The sequence below is a fragment of the Bifidobacterium callitrichos genome (assembly GCF_008698085.1).
Taxonomy (GTDB): domain Bacteria; phylum Actinomycetota; class Actinomycetes; order Actinomycetales; family Bifidobacteriaceae; genus Bifidobacterium; species Bifidobacterium callitrichos.
Window position 1 is genome coordinate 182341 of record NZ_RZJP01000004.1, and the last position, 21604, is coordinate 203944.

14 protein-coding genes are annotated in these 21604 nt (G+C 64.1%); 9 read left to right on the top strand and 5 right to left on the bottom strand.

Going from position 1 to position 21604, the window contains the following annotated elements:
* Positions 1 to 175: 175 nt before the first annotated feature.
* Together EMB92_RS09545 and EMB92_RS09550 are read right to left on the bottom strand one after the other, a co-directional pair.
* On the bottom strand, positions 176 to 1297 hold the full coding sequence (locus EMB92_RS09545) for a DUF8462 domain-containing protein (protein ID WP_150394699.1): 1122 nt from the start codon (positions 1295 to 1297) through the stop codon (positions 176 to 178).
* A 477-nt stretch (positions 1298 to 1774) separates the two neighbouring features.
* Entirely contained in the window at positions 1775 to 3235 is a 1461-nt protein-coding gene (locus EMB92_RS09550; RefSeq protein WP_150394700.1) for a C1 family peptidase, read from the bottom strand.
* A gap of 384 nt (positions 3236 to 3619) precedes the next feature.
* Between EMB92_RS09550 and EMB92_RS09555 the strand changes: the two genes are divergently transcribed.
* The 4 genes from EMB92_RS09555 to EMB92_RS09570 all read left to right on the top strand — a co-directional run bounded on the left by EMB92_RS09555 (position 3620) and on the right by EMB92_RS09570 (position 9591).
* Positions 3620 to 4603, top strand: a complete 984-nt coding sequence (locus EMB92_RS09555) for an ABC transporter permease (RefSeq protein WP_181162592.1) — start codon at positions 3620 to 3622, stop codon at positions 4601 to 4603.
* Positions 4604 to 4637: 34 nt separating this feature from the next.
* On the top strand, positions 4638 to 5645 hold the full coding sequence (locus EMB92_RS09560) for an ABC transporter permease (protein ID WP_223847681.1): 1008 nt from the start codon (positions 4638 to 4640) through the stop codon (positions 5643 to 5645).
* Between the two features lie 47 nt (positions 5646 to 5692).
* On the top strand, positions 5693 to 7786 hold the full coding sequence (locus EMB92_RS09565; protein ID WP_223847682.1) for a dipeptide ABC transporter ATP-binding protein: 2094 nt from the start codon (positions 5693 to 5695) through the stop codon (positions 7784 to 7786).
* Positions 7787 to 7848: 62 nt separating this feature from the next.
* On the top strand, positions 7849 to 9591 hold the full coding sequence (locus tag EMB92_RS09570; RefSeq protein ID WP_150394702.1) for an ABC transporter family substrate-binding protein: 1743 nt from the start codon (positions 7849 to 7851) through the stop codon (positions 9589 to 9591).
* Positions 9592 to 10255: 664 nt separating this feature from the next.
* On the opposite strand, the gene EMB92_RS09575 is transcribed toward EMB92_RS09570, so the two are convergent.
* Entirely contained in the window at positions 10256 to 11053 is a 798-nt protein-coding gene (locus EMB92_RS09575; RefSeq protein ID WP_140445801.1) for a meso-2,3-butanediol dehydrogenase, read from the bottom strand.
* A 480-nt stretch (positions 11054 to 11533) separates the two neighbouring features.
* On the opposite strand from EMB92_RS09575, the gene EMB92_RS09580 reads away from it, so the two are divergent.
* The 4 genes from EMB92_RS09580 (at position 11534) to EMB92_RS09595 (ending at position 16957) form a co-directional block, all read left to right on the top strand.
* Positions 11534 to 12493 carry a TatD family hydrolase gene (locus tag EMB92_RS09580; RefSeq protein WP_150394703.1) on the top strand — a complete coding sequence of 320 codons (960 nt, stop codon included), beginning with the start codon at positions 11534 to 11536 and terminating at the stop codon, positions 12491 to 12493.
* Positions 12494 to 12690: 197 nt separating this feature from the next.
* Positions 12691 to 15165 carry a KUP/HAK/KT family potassium transporter gene (locus tag EMB92_RS09585; protein WP_223847683.1) on the top strand — a complete coding sequence of 825 codons (2475 nt, stop codon included), beginning with the start codon at positions 12691 to 12693 and terminating at the stop codon, positions 15163 to 15165.
* A gap of 86 nt (positions 15166 to 15251) precedes the next feature.
* Positions 15252 to 16121 (top strand): class II glutamine amidotransferase, encoded by an 870-nt coding sequence (locus EMB92_RS09590; protein ID WP_107044320.1) that lies wholly within the window; start codon positions 15252 to 15254, stop codon positions 16119 to 16121.
* A gap of 14 nt (positions 16122 to 16135) precedes the next feature.
* Positions 16136 to 16957, top strand: coding sequence for an HD domain-containing protein (locus tag EMB92_RS09595; RefSeq protein WP_150394704.1), 822 nt, complete (start codon positions 16136 to 16138; stop codon positions 16955 to 16957).
* A gap of 27 nt (positions 16958 to 16984) precedes the next feature.
* Here EMB92_RS09595 and EMB92_RS09600 read toward each other — a convergent pair whose 3' ends face one another.
* Positions 16985 to 18247 (bottom strand): ATP-binding cassette domain-containing protein, encoded by a 1263-nt coding sequence (locus EMB92_RS09600; protein ID WP_150394705.1) that lies wholly within the window; start codon positions 18245 to 18247, stop codon positions 16985 to 16987.
* Positions 18244 to 19617: an ABC transporter permease gene (locus tag EMB92_RS09605; protein ID WP_150394706.1), complete on the bottom strand. Its 1374-nt coding sequence runs from the start codon at positions 19615 to 19617 to the stop codon at positions 18244 to 18246. Before EMB92_RS09605 ends, EMB92_RS09600 begins: the two co-directional genes overlap by 4 nt.
* Positions 19618 to 19972: 355 nt before the next feature.
* Between EMB92_RS09605 and EMB92_RS09610 the strand changes: the two genes are divergently transcribed.
* A complete protein-coding gene (locus EMB92_RS09610; RefSeq protein ID WP_150394707.1) occupies positions 19973 to 21598 on the top strand; it encodes an MFS transporter in 1626 nt (541 codons plus the stop codon).
* Positions 21599 to 21604: the final 6 nt, after the last annotated feature.

Consider the following 21604-nt stretch of genomic DNA (forward strand, 5'->3'; position numbering starts at 1 on the left):
CATGGTTATCGTTAACCACAGCGTATCACGCCGCAGCGGGTTTTGCATCACGCCCGCATTGAGCGGGTGCTCGAGATGATCACCGGCTACATTCAGGCCGGTTTCCCCGATGCCACACTCAAGCAGGTGGAGCATCAGGCGCCGAAGATCGCGATCAGGAACGACTGACCGTTCTTCATCCCCGCGGTTCCGTGGCCTGCAGGTACTCCCGCAGGAACGGGATGGCGAAGTCGACGCGGCCCCGCGCCGGTGCGGCGATGATGTGCTTGTCGAGCAGCCGTTGCCGGTAGATGTTGGCGTAGTTCATGCTCTCTCCCATGCGCGATGCCACCACCGAAGTCGATGACGGCACATCATCCTGGGCCATCGCGCGCAGGTAGTCGACCGCGCGTTCGGAGAGCTGGTTGACGACCGGGGCGCATACGCCCTCGCCCAGCTTCGCACGCGCCTGCTCCACGCCCGAACGCACGTCGTCGAGGAGTATGGCGTTGCCGCTCACGGACGGGGTGGTGTTTTCGCGTCGTCTGGCCTGTCGCCAGATGTGGTAGCCGACCAGCTGGATCATGTACGGGTATCCGCCGGTCGATTCCGTCGCCAGAGTCAGGGCGTCGTCGCTGATCGTCACGCCCGCGCCGCGGATCGAAGTGGACAGTGCGTGATGAACGTCATCGAGCGGGACGTCGCCGAGCTGCTTGATCGATGAGCGACGCAGGAACGTGAGCACTTTGGCGTTCAGCAGGTCGGAAACCAGTGAGGGCAATCCCGCGAATACGAACGCCACTTCGGCGTTGTCGCGCAACATGTGCTGGGCGGCGGTGGCGATGGCGGTCATGTCCTCCATCGAGGCGTCCTGCGTCTCGTCGATGGTGATGAGCAGGCCCTTGCCTTTGCCAAGGGTTTTCAGTCTGGCAGTCATCGCGTCACGGAGCGTCGACGGCCGCAGGGCTGGAGCAATGCTTAGTTCGCCGAGGCTGGCGCCCATCGCGGACGGTTTGATGGTTAATCCCGCGATCCGTCCCGGTTCAGGGGCGATGCGGGCGATGAGTCGATCGCACAGGCCGTTCGAAGCGGTTTCGTCGATGACTTCCCAATGATGGGTTTTCGCGATCAGTCCGAGTTCGGTGAGCATTACCGTTTTGCCGCTGCCTCGCGGTCCGGTGATGAGCATGAGCCGGTCGGGCGCTCCGGGGCCGTCCTCCAGTCCTTCGCGGAAATCCATGCTCACGGATTCACGTCCGATGAGCACGGGAGGCATGACGCCCGCGGTCGGTTTGAACGGATTGGGAGGGAACGGCATGTTGAGCTCCTTCGACCTCACGACGATGTACCGTACTCAGTGTAACAAATAGAAAAACTATAGAACAAAGTCTGTTCGTGTGCTGGAGTGTCTGCTATGGCAGCGTTTGCAGGTGATTTCGGCATATCAGGTATGCGGAAAATAGAACAAATAGAACAGGTGGATAAGCGCTGCATGGGTGCGGCTGGCGTTCCCCAGTCGGCATCGGTCTGCGGGGTTCTGTGCGGTGTTCCGATTCCGGTAACGGCGTACGGATACCGTGGCTTGAAGGAGGGTAGCCTCGCGGAGCGTGCGCTGAGGATTCGTCAGCGTACGTCGGGCGGGGCTTGATCCCGCTTGTCACCCGTATTCGTACGCTGCCACGCTCGCAACGTACGAATACGGGTGATTGGATGCCGATGACCCCGGGAAACGTACGCTGACGAAGTCTCAGCGTACGGGGAATGGGGCTTACGGGTTTGGAGACCCGGGAGGAACTCAGCGGCAGGGGCGGGTGAGGGGCTGCCAGGGGTCGAGTTCGACCGGTTCGGCGGTGAGCAGGGCCCGGGTGGTGTCGTCAAGGTATTCCTTGCGGATGATGAGCTCGGTGACGAAGCGGTCGAACCACTTGTCGGACATCACGTAGTAGCCGTCGACGCCGGCGTCCTTGCCCCAGCTGTTCTCCACCTTCCAGCGATCCGGCTTGCCCTCGGAGTCGAGGTTCACGCCGGTGAAGGTCATCGCGTGGTTGCTCGGGCTGTCGGCGTACTCGAGGGCGTCGGCCTTGTCGAGCGTGAACTCGGTGCCGAACAGCTGGTCGACGCGTACGACCGACTGGTCGAAGAAGCCCTCCTTGCGCAGCGAGAACTGCGTGCAGTCGCAGGCGAACCAGATCGGGTGTCCGGCCGAAAGCTGGTCGATCGCGGCCTTCTTGAACACGTCGAGCGGCACGTTGACGAACTCCATGTCGCCGGCCTCGGCCACGTTCGCCGTGTAGCGGATGCGGTATCGCGTGTTGAACGGCGTGCGCGCCATCGGCGCGTTGGCGAGGGTCGCGAGATCATTGACGTCGACCGGCACGTACTTCCGGTAGAACTCCAGCGGGGTGATGCCGGTCTCTCGGATCTGCGGGCGATCGTCCTTGCCGGACTTGTCCTTGTCCTTCTTCTCCGACTTCTTCTCCGATTTCTCGGCCGAATCGCCCTTCTTGTCGTCCTTATCCCCGTCCTCGTCGTCCTTCACACGCGCGAGGAAGTCGAACCGCTCCGGTGGCTCGCCGAGCGCGATCGAGCAGATGCGGTAGACGACCGACATGTACTCGTCCTTGATCGCGCGCAGCTCCTCCACGCCCGTGCCATCGGCCGCATGGCGACGACGCAGCTCGATCGCGAACTCGCGCAGCTTCGAGTTGAGGTACTGCTTGAAGTCGTCCGAATTGCGCGAATTCGCCGACTCCGGGTACGCGCTCTTCGGCGCCAGGCCGTACTTGTTCACCAGCGCCGCGAACATCTGCCACCATCCGCCGTCATCGGACGGGCCGTCGTTGATGATCTCGAACAGACGGTCGTCGCTCGGACGGTCAAGCGTCGACAGCACGTTCTCGAGGTACGTGTTCGACTTCTCCATCGTGTCCCAGAAGAACAGGTAGGACTCGGAGAACTCGAAATCCTCGAGATTCCAACGGTGCATCAGCTCATAGCGCAGCGTGTTGAGCGAGGCGAACATCCAGCAGCGGCCCGAACGCTCCTGATCGGTGATCGACCCCTGCTTGAGCTCGATCGAGAAGTCGCGCGGCAGCTCGCGCACGCCGCGGTAGTCGGTCGCCGCCTTGAGCACGCCGGCCGACACGGCCGCGTTCGCCGCGACGAGGTTCGCGCGCTCGCCGTTGAAGTGCTTGGAATAGTCGCGCAGCAGCTGAGGCTTGATCGCCTTGCCCTCGTTGAGATCCGTGTTCGTCATTGATGCTCCCGCCTGATGAATGGCCTGATATAGGGCCGATGAATGATGCCGGCTGACCGTTCGGTCGTGTCCGCGATCGAGCGCAAAGTCCAGCGGCAGTATACGACCATCGTCTGCGAAGACAGGAAACACAAAATTAACAAATCGAGTATTGACTTCCTTGCAAGTTTATGAAAGCCCGGAAAACAGCCGCTGAACGATTGCTGAAAAAAGTAAACCGGGTGATTTTGCCTACATTCACGTGTGTCACCTGTCAATACCTCATCTCAAATGTTGGATTCCGTTTGGGGAAACAAACGGGGGAGGGTATCACATCGCATAGCAATTTCGGGAATGGCCGGGAGCGACCGGTAATGACCGGAGTGATCGATTGGAGGTGTGAGGATGCTCAAATACATCGTCAAACGAATCGCGAACTACATCGTCATGCTGTTCGTCGCGGTGTCAATGACGTACTTCCTCGCAAGCGCGTTCATGGATCCCCGCTCGAATTACATGTCGCGCCATCCGCACCCGCCGATCGCCTCGATCAACCGTTCGCTCGACAACGCGAACATCAACGACCAGACGCCGGTCATTCTGCGTTACCTCCGCTGGCTCAAGAACATCGTGACCCGCTGGGACTGGGGTCTGAGCCCCGACCAGTCGCCGGTCGGCCCGGCCATCGCCACGCGCATCGGCGCCTCGCTGCAGCTGGTCACGCTCGCCACGATCCTGGCGATCATCCTCGGCGTGAGCTTAGGCGTCTACACCGCCATCCGCCAGTACCAGTGGCAGGATCGCGTGCTCAACGCGACCGCCACGTTCTTCCTGGTCATCCCGGCGGCGGTCATGGGACTCATGGTCGTGCTGCTGGCCATCAACATCAACAACCTCGCCGGCGTGCGCGCGTTCTACGTCACCGGCCTGCACTCCTATCAGGGATCCAACCCCGTGCTGTGGGTGCTCGACTATCTGCAACATCTGATCCTGCCGACCATCGTCATGACGATCCCGGGCATGGTCGGATACCACCTGACGCAGCGCACCTACCTGCTCGACACGATGAACGCCGACTACGTGCGCACCGCCCGCGCCAAGGGCCTGCCGCTCAACATCGCGATCCGCCGCCACGCGCTGCGCACGAGCCTCATCCCGACGGCCGTGGACGTCGCGTTCTCCATCGCAGGCGTGTTCACCGGTGCGGTCATCACCGAGAACGTGTTCGCGATCAACGGTCTGGGCATGTACTTCACGCAGACCATCAACCAGAACGACATCAACGGCGCGGTCGCGGTCGCCGCGTTCGGCGGCGTGTGCACGCTGACCGGCGCCCTGCTCGCGGACATCTTCTCCGCGTGGCTCGACCCGCGCATCCGCCTGAGCTGATCCATCGCACTTGCGTACTCGAAGGACCATCGAAATGAATGATACGGAAGTCATGATCGAAGACGCCGACGCCCAGTCGGACGAAGTCCAGCAGGCTCGTCAGATCGAACGGGCCGAACAGAGCCAGCAGCCGGACCAACCGGAGCGGCCGACCCAGCAGGACGACGACGACTTCAAGCGCACCGGCCGCCTCATGCTGTATGTGCGTCGCTTCTGCCGCCGCCCCTCCGCGGTGGTGGGCCTTGTGGTGCTCGTCATTCTGATCTTCTTCGCGATCTTCGGCGCGAAGTTCTCCCAGTGGACCTACGACGATCCCGACTTCGCGGCGCTCGCCTCCCCGCCCTCGGCCGAGCACTGGCTCGGCACCACCGTCGGCGGCGGCGACATGTACGCGATGATCGTGCGCGGCCTCGGCCGTTCTCTCACCATCGGCTTCATCAGCTCGATCGGTACGACCGTCATCGCTGCGCTCATCGGCACTGCGGTCGCCTTCTTCGAGGGCTGGTTCGAGAAGGTCGGCATGTGGGTGCTCGACATGCTGCTCGTCGTGCCGTCCTTCCTGCTGATCGCCCTGATCGTCGGCATGGCGTCGGGCGGCAGCGACTGGGTGTGGCTGGCCATCGGCCTGACCGCGTTCGGCTGGATCGGCTACGCGCGTACGCTGCGCACCCTCACCCTGAGCCTGCGCGACCGCGAATACGTGCGCGCCGCCAAGTTCATGGGCGTTCCTTCGTTCACGATCATCGTGCGTCACCTCGTGCCGAACCTCGGCTCCGTGCTCGTCATCAACACGGTCCTCGGCGTGATCGGCGCGGTCAACAGCGAGACGTCGCTGAGCTTCCTCGGACTCGGCATCAAGGCGCCCGACACCTCGCTCGGCACGCTGCTCAATGCGGGTCAGTCGGTCGTGCAGACCTCGCCGTGGGTGCTGCTGTTCCCCTCGATCGTGCTGATCATCCTGACCTTCTCCGTGCAGCTGATCGGCGACGGACTGCGTGACGCGATCGACCCGTACTCCCGCTCGACGGGCAAGGCCAAGTGACCGAGTGACACGAGTGACAAGTGAGTGACGACGAGATGAGTGACGACATGAACGACACGACCATGAACGATACGACCGGCGAGCCGGTCATCGAGGTGCGCGACCTCACCGTGAGCTTTGCCTCCGAGGCCGGCACCGTGCACGCGGTGCGCGGCATGAACTTCGACCTCTACCGCGGCAGGACGCTCGGCATCGTCGGCGAATCCGGCTCCGGCAAGTCCGTGACCTCCATGGCCATCATGGGCCTTCTGGACAGGAATGCGAAGATCACCGGATCGGTCAAGTACCATGGCGAGGAGCTCCTGACCAAGACGGATCTCGAGATGAGCAAGATCCGCGGCAAGGGCATTGCGATGGTCTTCCAGGATCCGCTCTCCGCACTGACCCCGGTCTTCTCGATCGGCGATCAGATCAAGGAGGCGCTGGTCACCCACAATCCGAAGATGACTGAACAGCAGATCCACGATCGCTCCATCGAGCTCATGGATCTGGTCGGCATCCCGGACCCGGAGGACAGGCTCAAGTCCTTCCCGCACGAGTTCTCCGGCGGCATGCGCCAGCGCGTCATGATCGCCATGGCCATCGCCAACGATCCGGACGTGATCATCGCCGACGAGCCGACCACCGCCCTCGACGTGACGATCCAGGCGCAGGTGCTCGAGGTGCTGCGCAAGGCCCAGCGCGAGACCGGCGCCGCCGTCATCTTCATCACCCATGATCTTGGTGTGATCGCCGGCATCGCCGACGACATCGTCGTCATGTACGCCGGCCGCCCGGTCGAGAAGGCTGACATCGACACGATCTTCGCCCATCCGGCCATGCCGTACACGATGGGTCTGCTGGGAGCGGTGCCGCGCTCCGACCGTGAGCGCGCCAGCCGTCTCGTGCCGATCCCCGGCTCCCCGATGAATCTCGTCAACATGCCCAAGGGCTGCCCGTTCGCACCGCGCTGCCCGCTGGCCACGGACGTCTGCCGTCGTAGTGAACCGCGTATGGCTGCGGTGCCGGGGCGCTCAGGGCAGTTCGCCGCCTGCCATCGCACCGCCGAGATCGTCTCGAAGGGGCTCACCTTCCGTGACGTGTATTCGGTGGGCGAGGGTGTCGCCTCGAAGTTCGCCGGCGTGCCGCGTGAGAAGCGTAAGGTCGTGCTCGACGTCAAGCACATGCGCAAGACGTTCCCGCTGACCGGCGGCGGGTTCCTGCGCCGTCGGATCGGCGAGGTCAAGGCCGTCGACGACGTGACGCTCGACGTGCGCGAGGGCGAGACCGTCGCATTGGTCGGCGAGTCCGGCTCCGGCAAGTCGACGACGCTGATGGAGATCATGGAGCTGCGCCAGCCGCAGGCCGGCGAACTGACCGTGTTCGGCACGAAGCTCGAGGGGCATCTGCCGCGCGAGAAGCGTCGCGAACTGCGTTCGGCCGTGCAGTACGTGTTCCAGGATCCGATGAGTTCGCTCGACCCGCGTCTGCCGATCTACGACATTCTGGCCGAGCCGATGAAGGTGCAGCACTATTCGAGCGAGCAGATCCGCAAGCGTATCGCCGAACTTATGCGTCTGGTGGAGCTCAATCCCGATCAGGTCGATCGTTTCCCGACGCAGTTCTCCGGCGGTCAGCGTCAGCGCATCGCGATCGCGCGCGCCTTGTCGGTCAACCCGAAGCTGGTGCTGCTCGACGAGCCGGTCTCCGCGCTCGACGTGTCCATCCAGGCCGGCGTGATCAATCTGCTGGAGGACCTGCAGAACAAGCTCGGCGTGGCCTACCTGTTCGTCGCCCACAACCTGTCGGTGGTGCGCCACATCTCCAGCCGTGTGGCGGTGATGTATCTGGGCAGCATCGTCGAATCGGGGGACACGGAGGACGTGTTCGAGCATCCGCTGCACCCGTACACGAAGGCGCTGATCAGCGCCGTGCCGGTGCCCGATCCGGTCGCCGAGCGCACGCGCCGGCGCATCGTGCTCGAGGGCGAGGTGCCGAGTCCCACCGAATCGTTCAAGGGGTGTCCGTTCGCGGGTCGATGCCCGCTGATGCCCACCCTGAACGCTGAGCAGCAGGCGCGCTGCCGTGGCGAACGCCCGGCGCTGCGCCCGTATGACACTTCCCGGCCGGGCGGCCATCAGGTCGCATGCCATTTCGCGTGATCCACAAGATCCTCGGCATGACGGTCGGATATATCAGATATATCAATAGAGAGGAAGCAATCATGAACAAGATGCGCAAGGTGACCGCACTGGTCGCCGCCACCGCTGCCTTCGCCATGCTGTTGGCTGGCTGCGGCGCGCAGAACGGCGGCAACGGTACCTCCAATGGTTCCGCTACCACCACCGAGGAGCCGGCCGCCGGCTTCGACTCGTCCTACACCGGCGACCTGCCGATGCCGAAGACGACCGAGCGTTACGACAACCACCAGAGCCGTGACAACGTCAAGGACGGCGGCACGCTGACGCTGCCGATCGTCGAGATCGGCCCGAACTGGAACTACCTGTCCACCGACGGCAACACCGGCTACATGTCCGATCTGTGGAGCTGGTACCAGCCGAGCCTGCTGATGACCGATCAGGTCGGCGGCGATCCGCTCAAGGTGAACCCCGACTACCTGACCGACATGAAGCTCGTGAGCTCCAACCCGATGGTCGTCCAGTATGATATCAACCCGAAGGCCAAGTGGAACGACGGCACCGATATCGACTGGACCGCGTTCAAGACCATGTGGGAAGCCTCCAACGGCACCAACCCCGCCTACAACCCGCCGAGCACCGACGGCTACGACAAGATCAAGAGCGTCGAGCAGGGCAGCAACCCGAAGCAGGTCATCGTGACCTATTCCACCCCGTACTACCCGTGGCAGCTCGTGTTCACCAACCTGATCAACCCGAAGGCCGGCGATCCGAAGACCTTCACCGAGGGCTGGGTCAAGAACCCGCACAACGAGTGGGCCGCCGGCCCGTACAAGGTCGATTCCTTCTCCGACACGCAGGTCACCTTCGTGCCGAACGAGAAGTGGTGGGGCGACAAGCCGAAGCTGGACAAGATCGTCTACAAGCAGATGTCCGACGCCGCCTCGCTCAACGCGTTCCAGAACGGTGAGATCGACGCCGTGGGCGCCTCCACCAAGGACGACATCAAGGCCATCCGCTCCGTCAAGGACGCCCAGCTGCGCTACGGCTACAGCACCAAGACCCGTGTGCTCGAGTACAACGGCAAGTCCAAGCCGCTCGACAGCCTCAAGGTGCGCAAGGCCCTGACCCAGGCGTTCGACGCCAACACGTACAACAACATCCAGTTCCAGGGCATGAACTGGAAGGCCGAGCAGCCCGGTTCCGAGATGCTGCTGCCGTTCCAGAAGGGCTATGAGAACAACATGCCCGCCGACTCCAAGTACAGCGTCGACGCCGCCAAGAAGACCCTCGAGTCCGACGGCTACAAGATGGGCTCCGACGGCTACTACGCCAAGGGTGGCAAGACCCTCGAGGTCTCCTTCACGTTCTTCGGCGACGACGCCACCCAGCAGGCCCTCGCCAACGCCTACCAGGCGATGATGAAGAAGGCCGGCATCAAGGTCAAGGTCGTCAACAAGTCCGAGGCCAAGTTCTCCGACACCGTCACCAGCGGCGACTATCAGGTCCTGCCGATGGCATGGCAGTCCCCCGCGGCCCTCACCTTCGTGACCTCCGCCCCGCAGCTGTACACCTCCGACGGCCCGTCCAACTTCACCTACGTGGGCAGCCCCGAGGTCGACAAGCTCGTCAAGGTCGCCGGCAACCACGAGAAGTACGACGATCAGACCAAGGCCGTCAACGCCGCCGAGAAGGCCGCGCTCAAGCTCTACGGCACCGTCCCGGTCTCCAACCCGGGCGATTACTACGGCGTCAAGAAGGGTCTGGCCAACTACGGCCCGTCCGGCTTCGCCGGCAACCTGCCGCAGGACATCGGCTGGGCCAAGTGAGTAATGCTTCCCGTCGGGGTTAGTCCGGAGCGGCTTGGTACACCGATTCGGTCCGACGGGATATGATCACGGCCGTCGTGCGTCTTTCTCTCCTGAATTCTCCGCACGCGACCCGTGATTGGTTGTGTCCTCCCGTCTTAAGGGCCGGATTCTCTCCACGAGATGAGATCCTGGCCCCCGGGCGGGAGGTTTTTCATATGCGCCCGAACCGCCTGAGGTTTCCGGTCGGTTCCGGGTATCGGTCTCCGGTTGTACCCAGTCGATCCTCGGTTTCGGTCTCCGAGTCCCCCGCGTGCCCCGGCCATTCCCCCGGTCGTCGGCCTCCAGTGCCACTCAACGTGTTTTTGGGTGATTATCGCGTCGAGTGGCAGCATCGCGTGCCATTCAATGAAGAAACGGGCGATTTTTGCGTTGAGTGGCAGTTCCTTCTGCTGCTCGGCGGTTATTCCGTGGTACGGGGTTCTCAGAAACGGCCATTTTCCAACGATTCGCAATTGCGAATCAGGCGTCGTGTGTGTGGATGCCGCTGCTCGACTGCCACTCAACGCAATAATGGTCGGAAATCGCGTTGAGTGGCACGAAATCCTGCCACTCGACGCGATTTTTCGTCAAATCACGCGTGAGTGGCAGGAAAGCCCGCTTCGAGAGGCATCACAGCAAGGCATCACAGCACGGAGCGGGTGTCGTTTTCGTAGGAATTGCGGCCCTGGCCGGTGGCGGCGGTGGTGCCGCCGTCGACCGGCACGACCAGTCCGGTCAGGTATGCGGCGTCGTCGGAGGCGAGGAACAGGGCGATGCCGGCGCAGTCCTCGGCCCGGCCTGTACGGCCCAGAGCCACGCGGTCGAGGTACGGCTTGACACGCTCGGGATCGGTCCACACCTCCTTGTTGATGTCGGTTTCGATGAAGCCGGGCGCGAACGCGTTGACGCGCACGCCCTTGGCGCCGTAATCGAGGGCGACGCAGCGTACGAATCCGTTCATCGCGTGCTTGGTGGAGTTGTACGCGGTCTGCCCCCAGTCGCCGCGCAGTCCGGAGACCGACGTGTCGACGACGATGTTGCCGTGCGACTTGATCAGGTGCGGCAACGCCTCCTTGGTCAGGTAGAACAGGCCATCGAGGTTGACGGAGAACAGTTTGTGCCACACCTCGTCGGACACGTGCTCGACCTCGCCGCCCTCGAAGACGCCCGCGTTGGAGACGACGACGTCGAGGTGTCCGAACTCCTCGACGACGGAGTTCACGAGTTCCGCCACCTGCTCGTGGCTGGAGACATCGGTGATGTGCGTGTGGCCGTGTTCGTAGCCGGCGACCGTCTCGTCGAGCGGCGCCTGCCGACGTCCGACCGCGACGACCGTGGCGCCGTTGTCGAGGAAGGCGCGGGTGACGGCCCGCCCGATGCCGGTGCCGCCGCCCGTGACGATGACGACTTTGCCCTCGAAATGATATGTATTGCTGGTCATGAAGATCCCCTTCGATTAGGTTGTGCGATGGTCGGTTGACGGCCGCCCATTCTTTACTGTAGTGATCGCAGTCGCATGGCATGCGGATGGCTGATGTGATCTGCATGTAATTGACTGGGAATGAGTGAACAGGATGGAACATGATGAAAAGCGACCTATGCTTGATTCGGCCTGACCACGCGGGCCGTACGCTGAGGGTTTGCCAGCGTACGTCGGACGTGGGTTGATCCCGGTCATCACCCGTATTCGTACGCTTGCGGCGCGGCACCGTACGAATACGGGTGATAGGGTGCTGATGACCACGGGGAACGTACGCTGCCTGCGTGGCAGCGTACGGAGATAGGGGGTCGGATGCCGATGGCCACGGGGAACGTACGCCGTATGTCCGACGGAGTGCGGAAACGGGGGACAGGGTGACCGGATGCCACGGGGAACGTACGCCGGGTCACCCCCCAGTTAGCTCGCCTACACTGGGTAGCTATGAGCAAGCATCATCATCGTGACCGCAGTTGGGCGCCGGCCCCCGAATCCCTTCCCGCCGACGCGCAGGTCATCGACAATCACACGCACGTTGCCTCGGTCGTGCCGTTCGCGCGGGCGATGAGTCACGAGGCCGTCGCCAAGGGCCAGCCGGAGGTGCCGGTCTACGGCGTCGACGAGCTGCTCGCGCAGGCGGCGGCGGTCGGCGTGACCGGGATCATCGACTGCGGCTGCGAATACCCGAACATGCAGAAGGCGATCGACATGGCCGTCGACCACCCCGGGCAGGTGCACGCGGCGATCGCCATCCACCCCAACGAGGCCGTGCGCCACGGACATCGCGCCGAACCCGGCCCCGACGGACTGCCCGTCACTTACAAGCCGTACCACGACGTCAGCTTCGACGACGCGATGGCCGAAGTCGCCCGACTCGCCCGCGCCTACCCGGATCAGGTCGTCGCGATCGGCGAGACCGGCATGGACCTGTTCCGCACCGGCGGCAACGCGATCGCCCTGCAACGGGAGGCGTTCCGCGCGCACATCGCGCTCGCCAAGGAGCTCGGCCTGCCGATGCAGATCCACGACCGCGATTCGCACAAGGAGGTCATCGAAACGCTGCTGGCCGACGGTGCGCCGGAACGCACGGTGTTCCACTCCTATTCCGGTGACGCCGAGATGGCCGAGATCGCGCGTGAGCACGGCTGGTACCTGAGTTTCTCCGGCACGGTGAGCTACAAGGGCAACGACGGGATCCGCGAATCGCTGCGCATCGTCGGCCTCGATCACGCGATGGTCGAAACCGATGCGCCGTATCTGACGCCGATGCCGTACCGCGGCCGCACGAATGCGCCGTACATGATCCCCTACACGCTGCGTGCGATGGCCGACACCCTCGATCTTCCCCTCGCCGAGGTCGCCCGCGGCACCCGCAACACCACCCGCACCGTCTACGGAGTGTGAGCGGCGTCCGGTTCCCTGAATCATGGTCATACGTTGGGATAAGGTAAGCGTTAAGAATTTGTGAGGTTTTCGTTAGGGCGCTACCATGTCCTTTCGAAATAGACGTCGAACAGTCCAAATAATCGTCCGACGGGAAGTTTAGGGAAGATCGCGGGTTGCAGTTGGTCCCGCGCGAAGACCGGTGGAGGACCGAACGTATGGCTGAGTCGAATCAGAGGCCCGAACGCGCCCGAAAAGGCAGCGGCGACGCTCAGGGCATCGATCAGAGCGTCAGCAACGCTACCAATTCCAGCAGTGTCAGCAGCAACGTCAATAGCACCAATAGCGCCAACAGCAGCGCCAAGTCTAGAGGCGAATCCGGCGGCAGGCCGCGGGTCGGCGGCAGGCCGGCAAGCGTCCCGCCGACGGCGACCCCGGCGGTGAAGACCGCCGAGAAGGCCGCCGTGGCCAAGGCCCGTCAGGAGAAGGAGGCCCTGCTGCGTGCCGACACCTTCACCAACGCGCCGAAGGTCTCCCGACGCACCCTCACCAAGGAGGAGCGTCAGGAGCTCGTCAAGCAGGCCGAGGCCAAGAACAAGGAGGCCGAGAAGCTCGCCAACACCGCGGCTCGCGGTCGATTCGGCCGCTGGTGGGCGCGCCTGCAGTCCGGTCCGGACAAGGTCACGTGGGGCATGGCGATCGTCGCGCTCGGCGTCGTCTACGGCGACATCGGCACCTCGCCCCTCTACACCGCGCAGACGTTCCTGTCCGGCCAGGGCGGCATCGGCAACGCCGACCGCGAGGCCGTTCTCGGCATGCTTTCGCTGGTGTTCTGGTCGATCACGCTGATCACCACCGTCAAGTACGTGCTCATCGCGATGCGCATCGACAACAACGGCGAGGGCGGCATCTTCGCCCTCTACTCGCTGATCCGCCGCTACGGCGCATGGCTGGCGATTCCCGCGATGATCGGCGGCGCCGCGTTCCTCGCCGATTCGGTGCTGACGCCGGCCGTGTCGATCAGCTCCGCGGTCGAGGGTCTGCAGACCCTGCCGCCACTCGAGGGGCTCTTCAATGAGAATCCGAGTCTGACATTGATGATCACCGTTGTGATCATCGTCGTGCTGTTCATGGTGCAGTCACGCGGCACCGAGTCGATCGGCAAGGTGTTCGGCTCGATGGTGCTCATCTGGTTCAGCTTCCTCGCCGTCGTCGGCATCGTGAACCTATCCAACGACTGGACCGTGTTCGCAGCTCTCAACCCGGTCTACGGCATCGAGTTCCTGTTCAGCCCGCACAACGCCGCCGGCATCGCCCTGATGGGCACGGTGTTCCTGTCGACCACCGGCGCCGAGGCGCTCTACTCCGACATGGGCCATGTGGGACGCGGCAACATCTACTTCACGTGGCCGTTCATCAAGATCGCCCTCGTCTTCAACTACTTCGGTCAGGGCGCGTGGATCCTCGCGAACAATCGCAATCCCGAATACACCACGATGAAGACGCTCAACCCGTTCTTCCAGATGATGACCCCGAACGTGCGCTACATCGCCGTGATCCTGTCGGTCACGGCCGGCGTGATCGCCTCGCAGGCCCTCATCACCGGCGCGTTCACGATGGTCTCCGAGGCCACGCGACTCAACTGGATGCCGCATCTGCAGGTGCGCTACCCGGCCCGTACGCGCGGTCAGCTGTACATTCCGGTCGTCAACGGCGTGCTGTGCGTCGCGACCCTGCTCGTGCTCGCCCTGTTCAAGGACTCCGAGCACATCTCCGCCGCGTACGGTCTTGCGCTGACGATCACGATGATCACGACGACCGTGCTGCTCGCCGTATACATCTGGCACGACCGCCATCGCGTCGGTGCGATCGTGTTCCTGCTGGTGTTCCTCGCGATCCAGTTCATGTTCTTCATCGCCTCGATGGCCAAGTTCCTGCACGGCGGCTGGTTCACGATGCTGCTGACCATCGCGATCCTGTTCGTCATGTACACGTGGAACGAGGGCACGAAGCTGGAGCGCGCGCAGCGCCGCCACATGCAGCGTCAGGACTTCCTGCCCACGCTGGAGAAGCTGCACGGCGACTTCCGCATCCCGTACTTCGCGGACAACATCGTCTACCTGACCTCCGATAACATCATGAAGAGGCTCGACACGGACATCTTCTTCTCGATCTTCGCCGATCACCCCAAGCGCGCCCGCGCATGGTGGGCGGTGAGTGTCGAGACCACCGACGAGCCGTTCACCCGCGAGTACGAGGTCGAGAACTTCGGCACGAACTTCCTGTTCCGCGTGCGCATCCGTCTGGGATTCAAGGTCTCGCAGTCGATCCCGGCGTACCTGCACCAGATCATGCACGACCTGTCGAAGACGGGGGAGCTGCCGCAGCAGAAGTCGATCTACCCGAAGGTGGACGCCGATCCGAACATCGGCACGATCCGCTACGTGCTGATCCACAAGGCGCTGATGCCGGAGTCGAAGGTCTCCGCACGCGGCGCGCTGTCGCTGTCGGTCAAGTACGCGATCCGCCACGTGGCGGGATCGCCGGTCAAGTGGTTCGGTCTGGCGCCGTACAACCCGCTGGTCGAGGTGCAGCCGCTGTTCGTCTCGACCCGCCGCCCGCCGCGCCTGAAGCGCACCGAGCGCATCGACCGCGACGAGCCCATCACCGCCAACATCCCCCCGGTCAAGTAACCCGTCAAGTAACCCACCCAACCCTATAAGCAACGCTTATACCCGCTGCCGCGCGTCGCAACATATCCGCATTAAGGTAGCCAACCATGTGCAGATTATTGGGATACGCGACAGCCGGGTTCAACCTCAGCCTCAACGCTATCCTTGGCACAGAAGACGTCGTGGAATACCGCGAGATGAGCGAGATCCACAACGATGGCTGGGGATGCTCGATGCTGTACGAGCCGGTGGAGACCCCCGGCACCCAGGATGGCGGCGCACCGGCCCCGGAGACCGGCACCAAGCTCTACAAGACCACCGTCGCCGCCCGACTCGATCCGGTGTTCCCCGAACTCGCCTCCGAGCCGGCGCGCGGCGCCCTGTGGCATCTGCGTCTCGCCTCCTCCAATCTGCCGCTGATCCTCGAGAACCAGCAGCCGTTCTTCACCAACGGCCTGAGCTTCATCCACAACGGCGACATCTCCGACTCCCACGGCCGCAACATCGTCACCAACGACCAGTACCCGGTGAGCAACAGCGTGTTCCTGTCCACCGGCGGCCGCTCCGATTCGGCGATCTTCTTCGCCGTGATCCTCGAGTACCTCGGCTTCGGCTACGAGCTCGACGAGGCCCTCGCGCAGGCCGTGCGCGAGCTGCGTCAGGCGTACCCGCGCTCCAGCTACAACTGCATGATCCAGTCGCAGGACCAGTTCATCGCCCTGAACGCGGCCGGCCGCGAGCGCACGTCGTCGCGTATCGTCGAGATCTACGACGAGTACGGTCAGGGCGCGAAGGCGCTTGACTACCGTGTGATGCGCTACCGTGCGCTGACCGACGAGGACGGCGCCCCGGCGGGCATCGTCGTCGCCTCCTCCGGCTTCGAGCAGACCGAGGCCGACGGCTGGGCCGAGCTCGGCAACGATCAGATGATCGTCGCCTCCAACCGCACCGGCGAGTGGTCCATCCGCTCGATCTAGCGGTTCGCTCTACAATGGGGCTCATGATCCCCACACTTGAGCAGATCGACGAGCTGCACCATAAGATCGCCCCTTCCGAGGCCGCCTACGACCTCGTGCACACGCATTGCGTGATCGTTTCGCGCATCGCCCGCGCCCTTGCCCACCGTCAGAATGCGCTGTTCATGCGCCGTTGCACGCTGCCGGCCGGTTCCCCCGAACTTGATCGCGATCCCGATTCGGCGGGTGCGTCCCTGCTGACGCTTGGCACGCCGGCCGACGCCTCCGGTGACGCCTCCGATGCCCGGACCGACGTCCCGCAGCTCGACTTCGCCGTCGCCCCGTCCGACAACGTGACCGGTGGCCGCGTGCCCCCGCGTCTGATCGACGAGCGACTCGTCACGATCGGCGGCCTGCTGCACGACATCGGCACCTATCAGGTGTTCAAGCACGACGGCAACGACGACGAGCCGCTCAAGTTCAACGGCAAGCAGTACATCAAGCACGGCCTGCTCGGCTATGAGTACCTGCTGGAGAACGGCGTCGACGAGTCGATCGCCCAGTTCGCGCGCAATCACACCGGCGTCGGCCTGACGCGCGAGGACGTCGAGCGTCAGGGACTGCCGTTGCCGCCGGCCGACTACGTGCCGGTCAACCTGGAGCAGGAGACCGTGATGGTGGCCGACAAGTACAACAGCAAGTCCCTGCCGCCGAAGTTCGTCACGGCCGAGGCGTACACGCGCCGCGCCGCGAAATTCGGCGAGGAGAACCGCCGCCGCTGGCTGGAGCTCCTCGATCAGTACGGGGTGTTCGACGTGTGCCCGATGGCCGCCGAATACCACATGATCGTCATCTGACGGGTCATCCATCGACCACGGGACGGCTCAGTCGGCGAGCTTGTAGACCTTGTCGGCTCGATCGGCGACCTCGTCCGAGGAGGTCACGATGATGACGGCGCGCTTCGGATCACGGGCGTGGGCGATCGAGACGATGAGGTCGAGGATCGCCTTGGCATCGTTCACGCTCAGGCCCTTGGTCGGCTCGTCGAGGATCAGCGTGTCCGACTCGCAGCTGATCGCACGGGCGATCGCCACGCGACGCTGCTCGACCAGCGCCAGATCGCGCACCTTCCTGCCGCTCGTCGCCTCGCCGAATCCGACCTTCGCGAGGAACTCGCGTGCCGCGATCGGCTTGGGCTTCAGATACGTGCGGCCGGACGCGTTCATCGCGTACAGGACGTTCGACTCCGCGTCGAGATCGCCGCGCACCGCGAACCGCTGCGGCACGATGCCCAGACGATGGCCGCGCAGCTCGCCGACCTCGAGTTCGAGCAGGTTCGCGCTCTTCGCCATCGCGGAGCCGGAGGTCGGCGCCTGGAATCCGCCGAGCACCTCCATCATCGTGACGCGCTGCTCGGCGTCATCCGCGTCGGGCAGCACGCGCACCGCGTACAGTTCTCCCGCGTAGAACGCCATCGACGTGTCATCGAGCACATGACGGCCGGACTTGCGGTTCGTGGTCGTCGCGTGGTTGAGCGAGAAGTTCGGATACGACTTCAACAGCACGCGATCCGCGACCTGCTTGTCCACCTCGGATTCGGCCTGCGACTCGGAATGACGCAGCTCGTTCGGGTCGCCGTGCCCGCCGTTCGCCATCGCGTCGCCCGCCAGCGCCATCGTCTCGTTGACGCGACGCGCGTTCGCCTCGGTTGCGGCGGCGCTGGTCTCGCCCGGCACCGTGCCGGCGTCGGCGTCCGATCCTGCGGTATCGGACGTTTCCGAGCCCGCAGAGGCCCGGTTTTCGTCCGATTCAGTAGTATCGAACGTTTCCACAGCCTCCGAGGCCTCGTTTTCGTTCGATCCTGCAGTATCGGCCAGTGCGGCGAGGTCCGCCGACTCGTCATCGTCGTCGAACGTGAAGCTGAAGGACACCTCGGGGGTGGCGGACTCGTCCGCATCCGGTCCGTCGGCCTTGATGGGGGAGTCCGGCGTCGGCTTGTCGTCCGGCTGCTCGTTGATCTGATCCGTCTGATCGGTCTGATCGGTGTTCCTGGTCATCTCGTCCTCCACGTTCCTGGCCTCTGCGCCCTCGGCCTTCATCTCGGTGTCCTCACTGTCCCTGATGTCCTTGACGTCCTTGCCGCTCATGCCTTCACCTCCGTACCGAGCTGCGCGTCATCGTAGGCGACCGGCGCGAACAGCTTCGCGTAGTTGAACGTCGCCACGCGCAGCATCGCGATGATCGCCAGCACGATCGTCACGCCCAGCGAATCCCACACGAGCGTCCACACGATCGTGGAGGTGACGGGCGTCGCGTGACCGCCGGCCAGTGCGGCGCCGATCGACTTGACGCCGAAACCGCCGGCGAGCAGTCCGATCGCGATCGGAACCACGGTGATCATGAACGTCTCGACCATGAACTGCCAGCCGAGGCGGCCCTTGGACACGCCGGAGACGAACGCCATACCGATCTCGTCGGTGCGGCCGAACCACGTGCGGGCGGCGGTCAGCACCAGCAGCAGCACGATGCCACCGATCGCCAGCGCCCATGTGGCCGGGCGGACCTTGGCGGCCAGCGCGTCGAGCGGCTCGATCGACTTCTCATACGCGGCCAGCGACGGCGACGTGATCTCGTATCCGTCGGGCAGCTTCGCCTTCGTGGCGAGCTTGACGAACTGGTTGTACGTGTCGACGTCGGTGAAGTCGAAGATCACGTTGAGATCCGGCACGGACCAGGAGTCCGCCTTGGGGGAGTCGGGGTCGAGGCCGAACGTGTAGGCGGTGGCGTAGGCCGTGTAGATCACGTTCTCGCGATTCTCCTTGGCGAGCTTCGCGGCGGAGGCATCGGAGGTGGTGCCATTCGTGGAGGTGACGTCGCCCGTGTACTCGTAGATGCCGCGCACCTTGAACTCGTACGTCTTCTTCGTGTCGGTCGGATCGCCCACCTTGAACGTGTCGCCAACCTTGAGGCTGTTCTTCTCGGCCACGGACTTCGAGATCAGCGCGCCGGTGGCCTTGGTGTCGGTGAAGACGAGGCCCTTGCCCTCGACGATCCTGTACGTGCCGTAGTCGTTGGCCTTCGCGGCCTTCGCATCATAGAAGCTGCGCAGCTGGAACTCGCCGCCCGTCTTGTCGGCGGATTCGTCGGCCGAGCCGGGAATCGCCTTGAACGTGTCGCCCTGACGCACCGGGAGCGTCTCCGTGAAGGTGTACGTAAACGACACGCTCTTCTCCTGTGCGGCGATCGCGTACGGGTTGTAGTCGGTGAACTTCAGATACTTCGATGCGGTCGACTTGGCGTCGTCGGCCTTCATCGCGGCCGCGGTCTTCGCGGTGGGGCGGAGCACGGCGTTCGGGGTCTGCGCGTTGTAGTCGGTGCCGTGCGCGTCGGACTGCTCCTGCAGGATCGCGAGCGAGGCGATGGTGCCGAACGAGACGAGGAGCGCGACCACCACGGTCAGCGCTGAGATCACCCAGCTGCGCGTTACCGCGCGCCAGGCGTTAGTGAGAACGAACATGCGCTACTTCTCCAGTTCTCTAAGTTCCCTAGACGATTCTGTTCACAGCCAATCCCAGAGCCAACATATCGGCGTGCGGTCGACGACATGGTCGACGATCCGCCGGTAGGTCACCGGTGGGCTCGGCAATGCAACAGTTCAACAGTAAGACAGTACGTCGGCAATAGTGGGCGTTGTCTTGCCCGTTCCTGAAAGCTTCCTTAAAAGCGGAGGGCTGTGGAGACCTGTGGAGTGCTGTGGAGGACTACGGCGGTCCTGCGGCGTTGCCGGCGATGCCACGGCACTCTCTACAATGGACGCAGGAAGAGAAGAGCTTTCCCATGGAAAGATGGAAAGAAAGGAACGGTGAATCGTCATGATGAACCCCTATGTGCGTCCGGGCATCGATGACAGGCCGGATTACGACAAGGCCCTGAGCCCCGAGGACAAGGCGTCGGTCCAACGACTTGCGGTCGATCCGAAGCAGCAGGCTCCGGAGGCGTCGGCCGATCAGCCGGGTGCGCAGGCCGCACGTCTCGCCGCCGACGGCACCACGACCGTCGCCGCCGCGTCCACGGTCGACGCGGCCGTGCCCGACTACGCGTCGTCGTTCCTCGACATGCGCGACCCGATGGTCTCCGCCGACGGCCACCGCCCCTCCGCGATCGAGGTGAGTCGCCTCAAGTGGGGATTCGCGGTCGGATCCTTCCTCATCACCGCACCGTGGGCAGCGTTGAACCTCGTCGCGATCCCGGATCACATCGCCCGCATCGCCGGGTTCGACACCGACGCCGATTGGCTCGCCATCCCGGGCATGGGGCCGGGGCAGTCCATGTTCACCCTTGTACGCGACCTCCCCCTCCTCGTCGTGATCGGCGCGCTGTTCTCGATCTTCCTGAGCCCGTTGGTCTCGGCGTTCTCCGACCGCACCCGCGTGCCGCTGGGCCGCCGTACGCCATGGCTGATCGGCGGCGGAATCCTGTCCGCCCTGATCGCCCTGATCGTGGGTGCCATCGGCAACCTCGCCGGCGTCATATTCTTCTGGATCCTGCTGCAGTTCACGTACGCGGCGCTGATCGTGCCGCTCGCCGCGGCCCTCTCCGAGCGCGTGCCGGACAAGTTCCGCGACGTGATCGAACGTTGGAACGCGATCGGCGTGATCGCCGGTCAGGCGGCCGGCGGCGTGATCGGCGGCCTGTCGATCGCCTTCGGGGCCCGCGAGCCGTTCACGTGCGCCGCCGTGCTGTTCGCGATCTCGGGCATCGCGACCGTCCTCGTCTGGCCGAAGGAGCCGTCCAGCACGTCCCAGCCGCGCGTGCCCCTCGACGGCATGGCGTTCGCCTCGCTCAAACCCCTGCCGCGCGAGGATCGGTACCGTCCGTTCCGCAAACTCTTCTGGTCGCGCACGTTCATGACCTCGGCCATCTCGATGACCGCCGTCTTCCTGTGGTATGTCGTGCGATTCTCGGTCTACGGCAGCGAGCCGATGTTCACCTCCGCGCCCCTGACCCTGCCCTCCGGACTGCTCATCGCGATGCTCGCGCTCGCCTCGCTCGCCGGTACCCTGCTCGCCTCCTACTCCGCCGGCGCGATCACCGACAAGTTCGCCGAGGGATTCGGCCCGTGGTGGCGCGACTCGCGCGCGGCCGTGGTCTGCGCGTGCGCCCTGTACGCAGTCGGTCTCGCCGTGGGCCTTGCGATCGTCGCGATCGGCGGCGAGAAGAGCCTCATGATCTTCTCGTTCATCACCGGACTCGCCTCAGGCCTCTACGACGTGTTCATCCAGCCGCTGGTCGTCGACGCGCTGCCCGACCCGCATGACAGCGGCCGTGATCTGGGCACCTACGCGCTCGCAAGGCCTCTGGGACTGATCATCGGCGCGCTCGGCGGCGAGCTCGCCATCGCGGTCGGATCGCAGATCACGGGGTCGTTCAGTTTCACCGCCGTGTTCCCCGGCGCGATCGCATGCGTTGCAATCGCCGCCCTGTTCCTTAGGAAGTGAGGTGAA

Coding starts and splice junctions, on each gene's coding strand:
- EMB92_RS09580 (WP_150394703.1), top strand. CDS start 11,534: ATGAGCAAGCATCATCATCGTGACCGCAGTTGGGCGCCGGCCCCCGAA.
- EMB92_RS09610 (WP_150394707.1), top strand. CDS start 19,973: ATGATGAACCCCTATGTGCGTCCGGGCATCGATGACAGGCCGGATTAC.
- EMB92_RS09600 (WP_150394705.1), bottom strand. CDS start 18,247: ATGAGCGGCAAGGACGTCAAGGACATCAGGGACAGTGAGGACACCGAG.
- EMB92_RS09570 (WP_150394702.1), top strand. CDS start 7,849: ATGAACAAGATGCGCAAGGTGACCGCACTGGTCGCCGCCACCGCTGCC.
- EMB92_RS09605 (WP_150394706.1), bottom strand. CDS start 19,617: ATGTTCGTTCTCACTAACGCCTGGCGCGCGGTAACGCGCAGCTGGGTG.
- EMB92_RS09595 (WP_150394704.1), top strand. CDS start 16,136: ATGGGGCTCATGATCCCCACACTTGAGCAGATCGACGAGCTGCACCAT.
- EMB92_RS09575 (WP_140445801.1), bottom strand. CDS start 11,053: ATGACCAGCAATACATATCATTTCGAGGGCAAAGTCGTCATCGTCACG.
- EMB92_RS09550 (WP_150394700.1), bottom strand. CDS start 3,235: ATGACGAACACGGATCTCAACGAGGGCAAGGCGATCAAGCCTCAGCTG.
- EMB92_RS09565 (WP_223847682.1), top strand. CDS start 5,693: ATGAACGACACGACCATGAACGATACGACCGGCGAGCCGGTCATCGAG.
- EMB92_RS09545 (WP_150394699.1), bottom strand. CDS start 1,297: ATGCCGTTCCCTCCCAATCCGTTCAAACCGACCGCGGGCGTCATGCCT.
- EMB92_RS09560 (WP_223847681.1), top strand. CDS start 4,638: ATGAATGATACGGAAGTCATGATCGAAGACGCCGACGCCCAGTCGGAC.
- EMB92_RS09590 (WP_107044320.1), top strand. CDS start 15,252: ATGTGCAGATTATTGGGATACGCGACAGCCGGGTTCAACCTCAGCCTC.
- EMB92_RS09555 (WP_181162592.1), top strand. CDS start 3,620: ATGCTCAAATACATCGTCAAACGAATCGCGAACTACATCGTCATGCTG.
- EMB92_RS09585 (WP_223847683.1), top strand. CDS start 12,691: ATGGCTGAGTCGAATCAGAGGCCCGAACGCGCCCGAAAAGGCAGCGGC.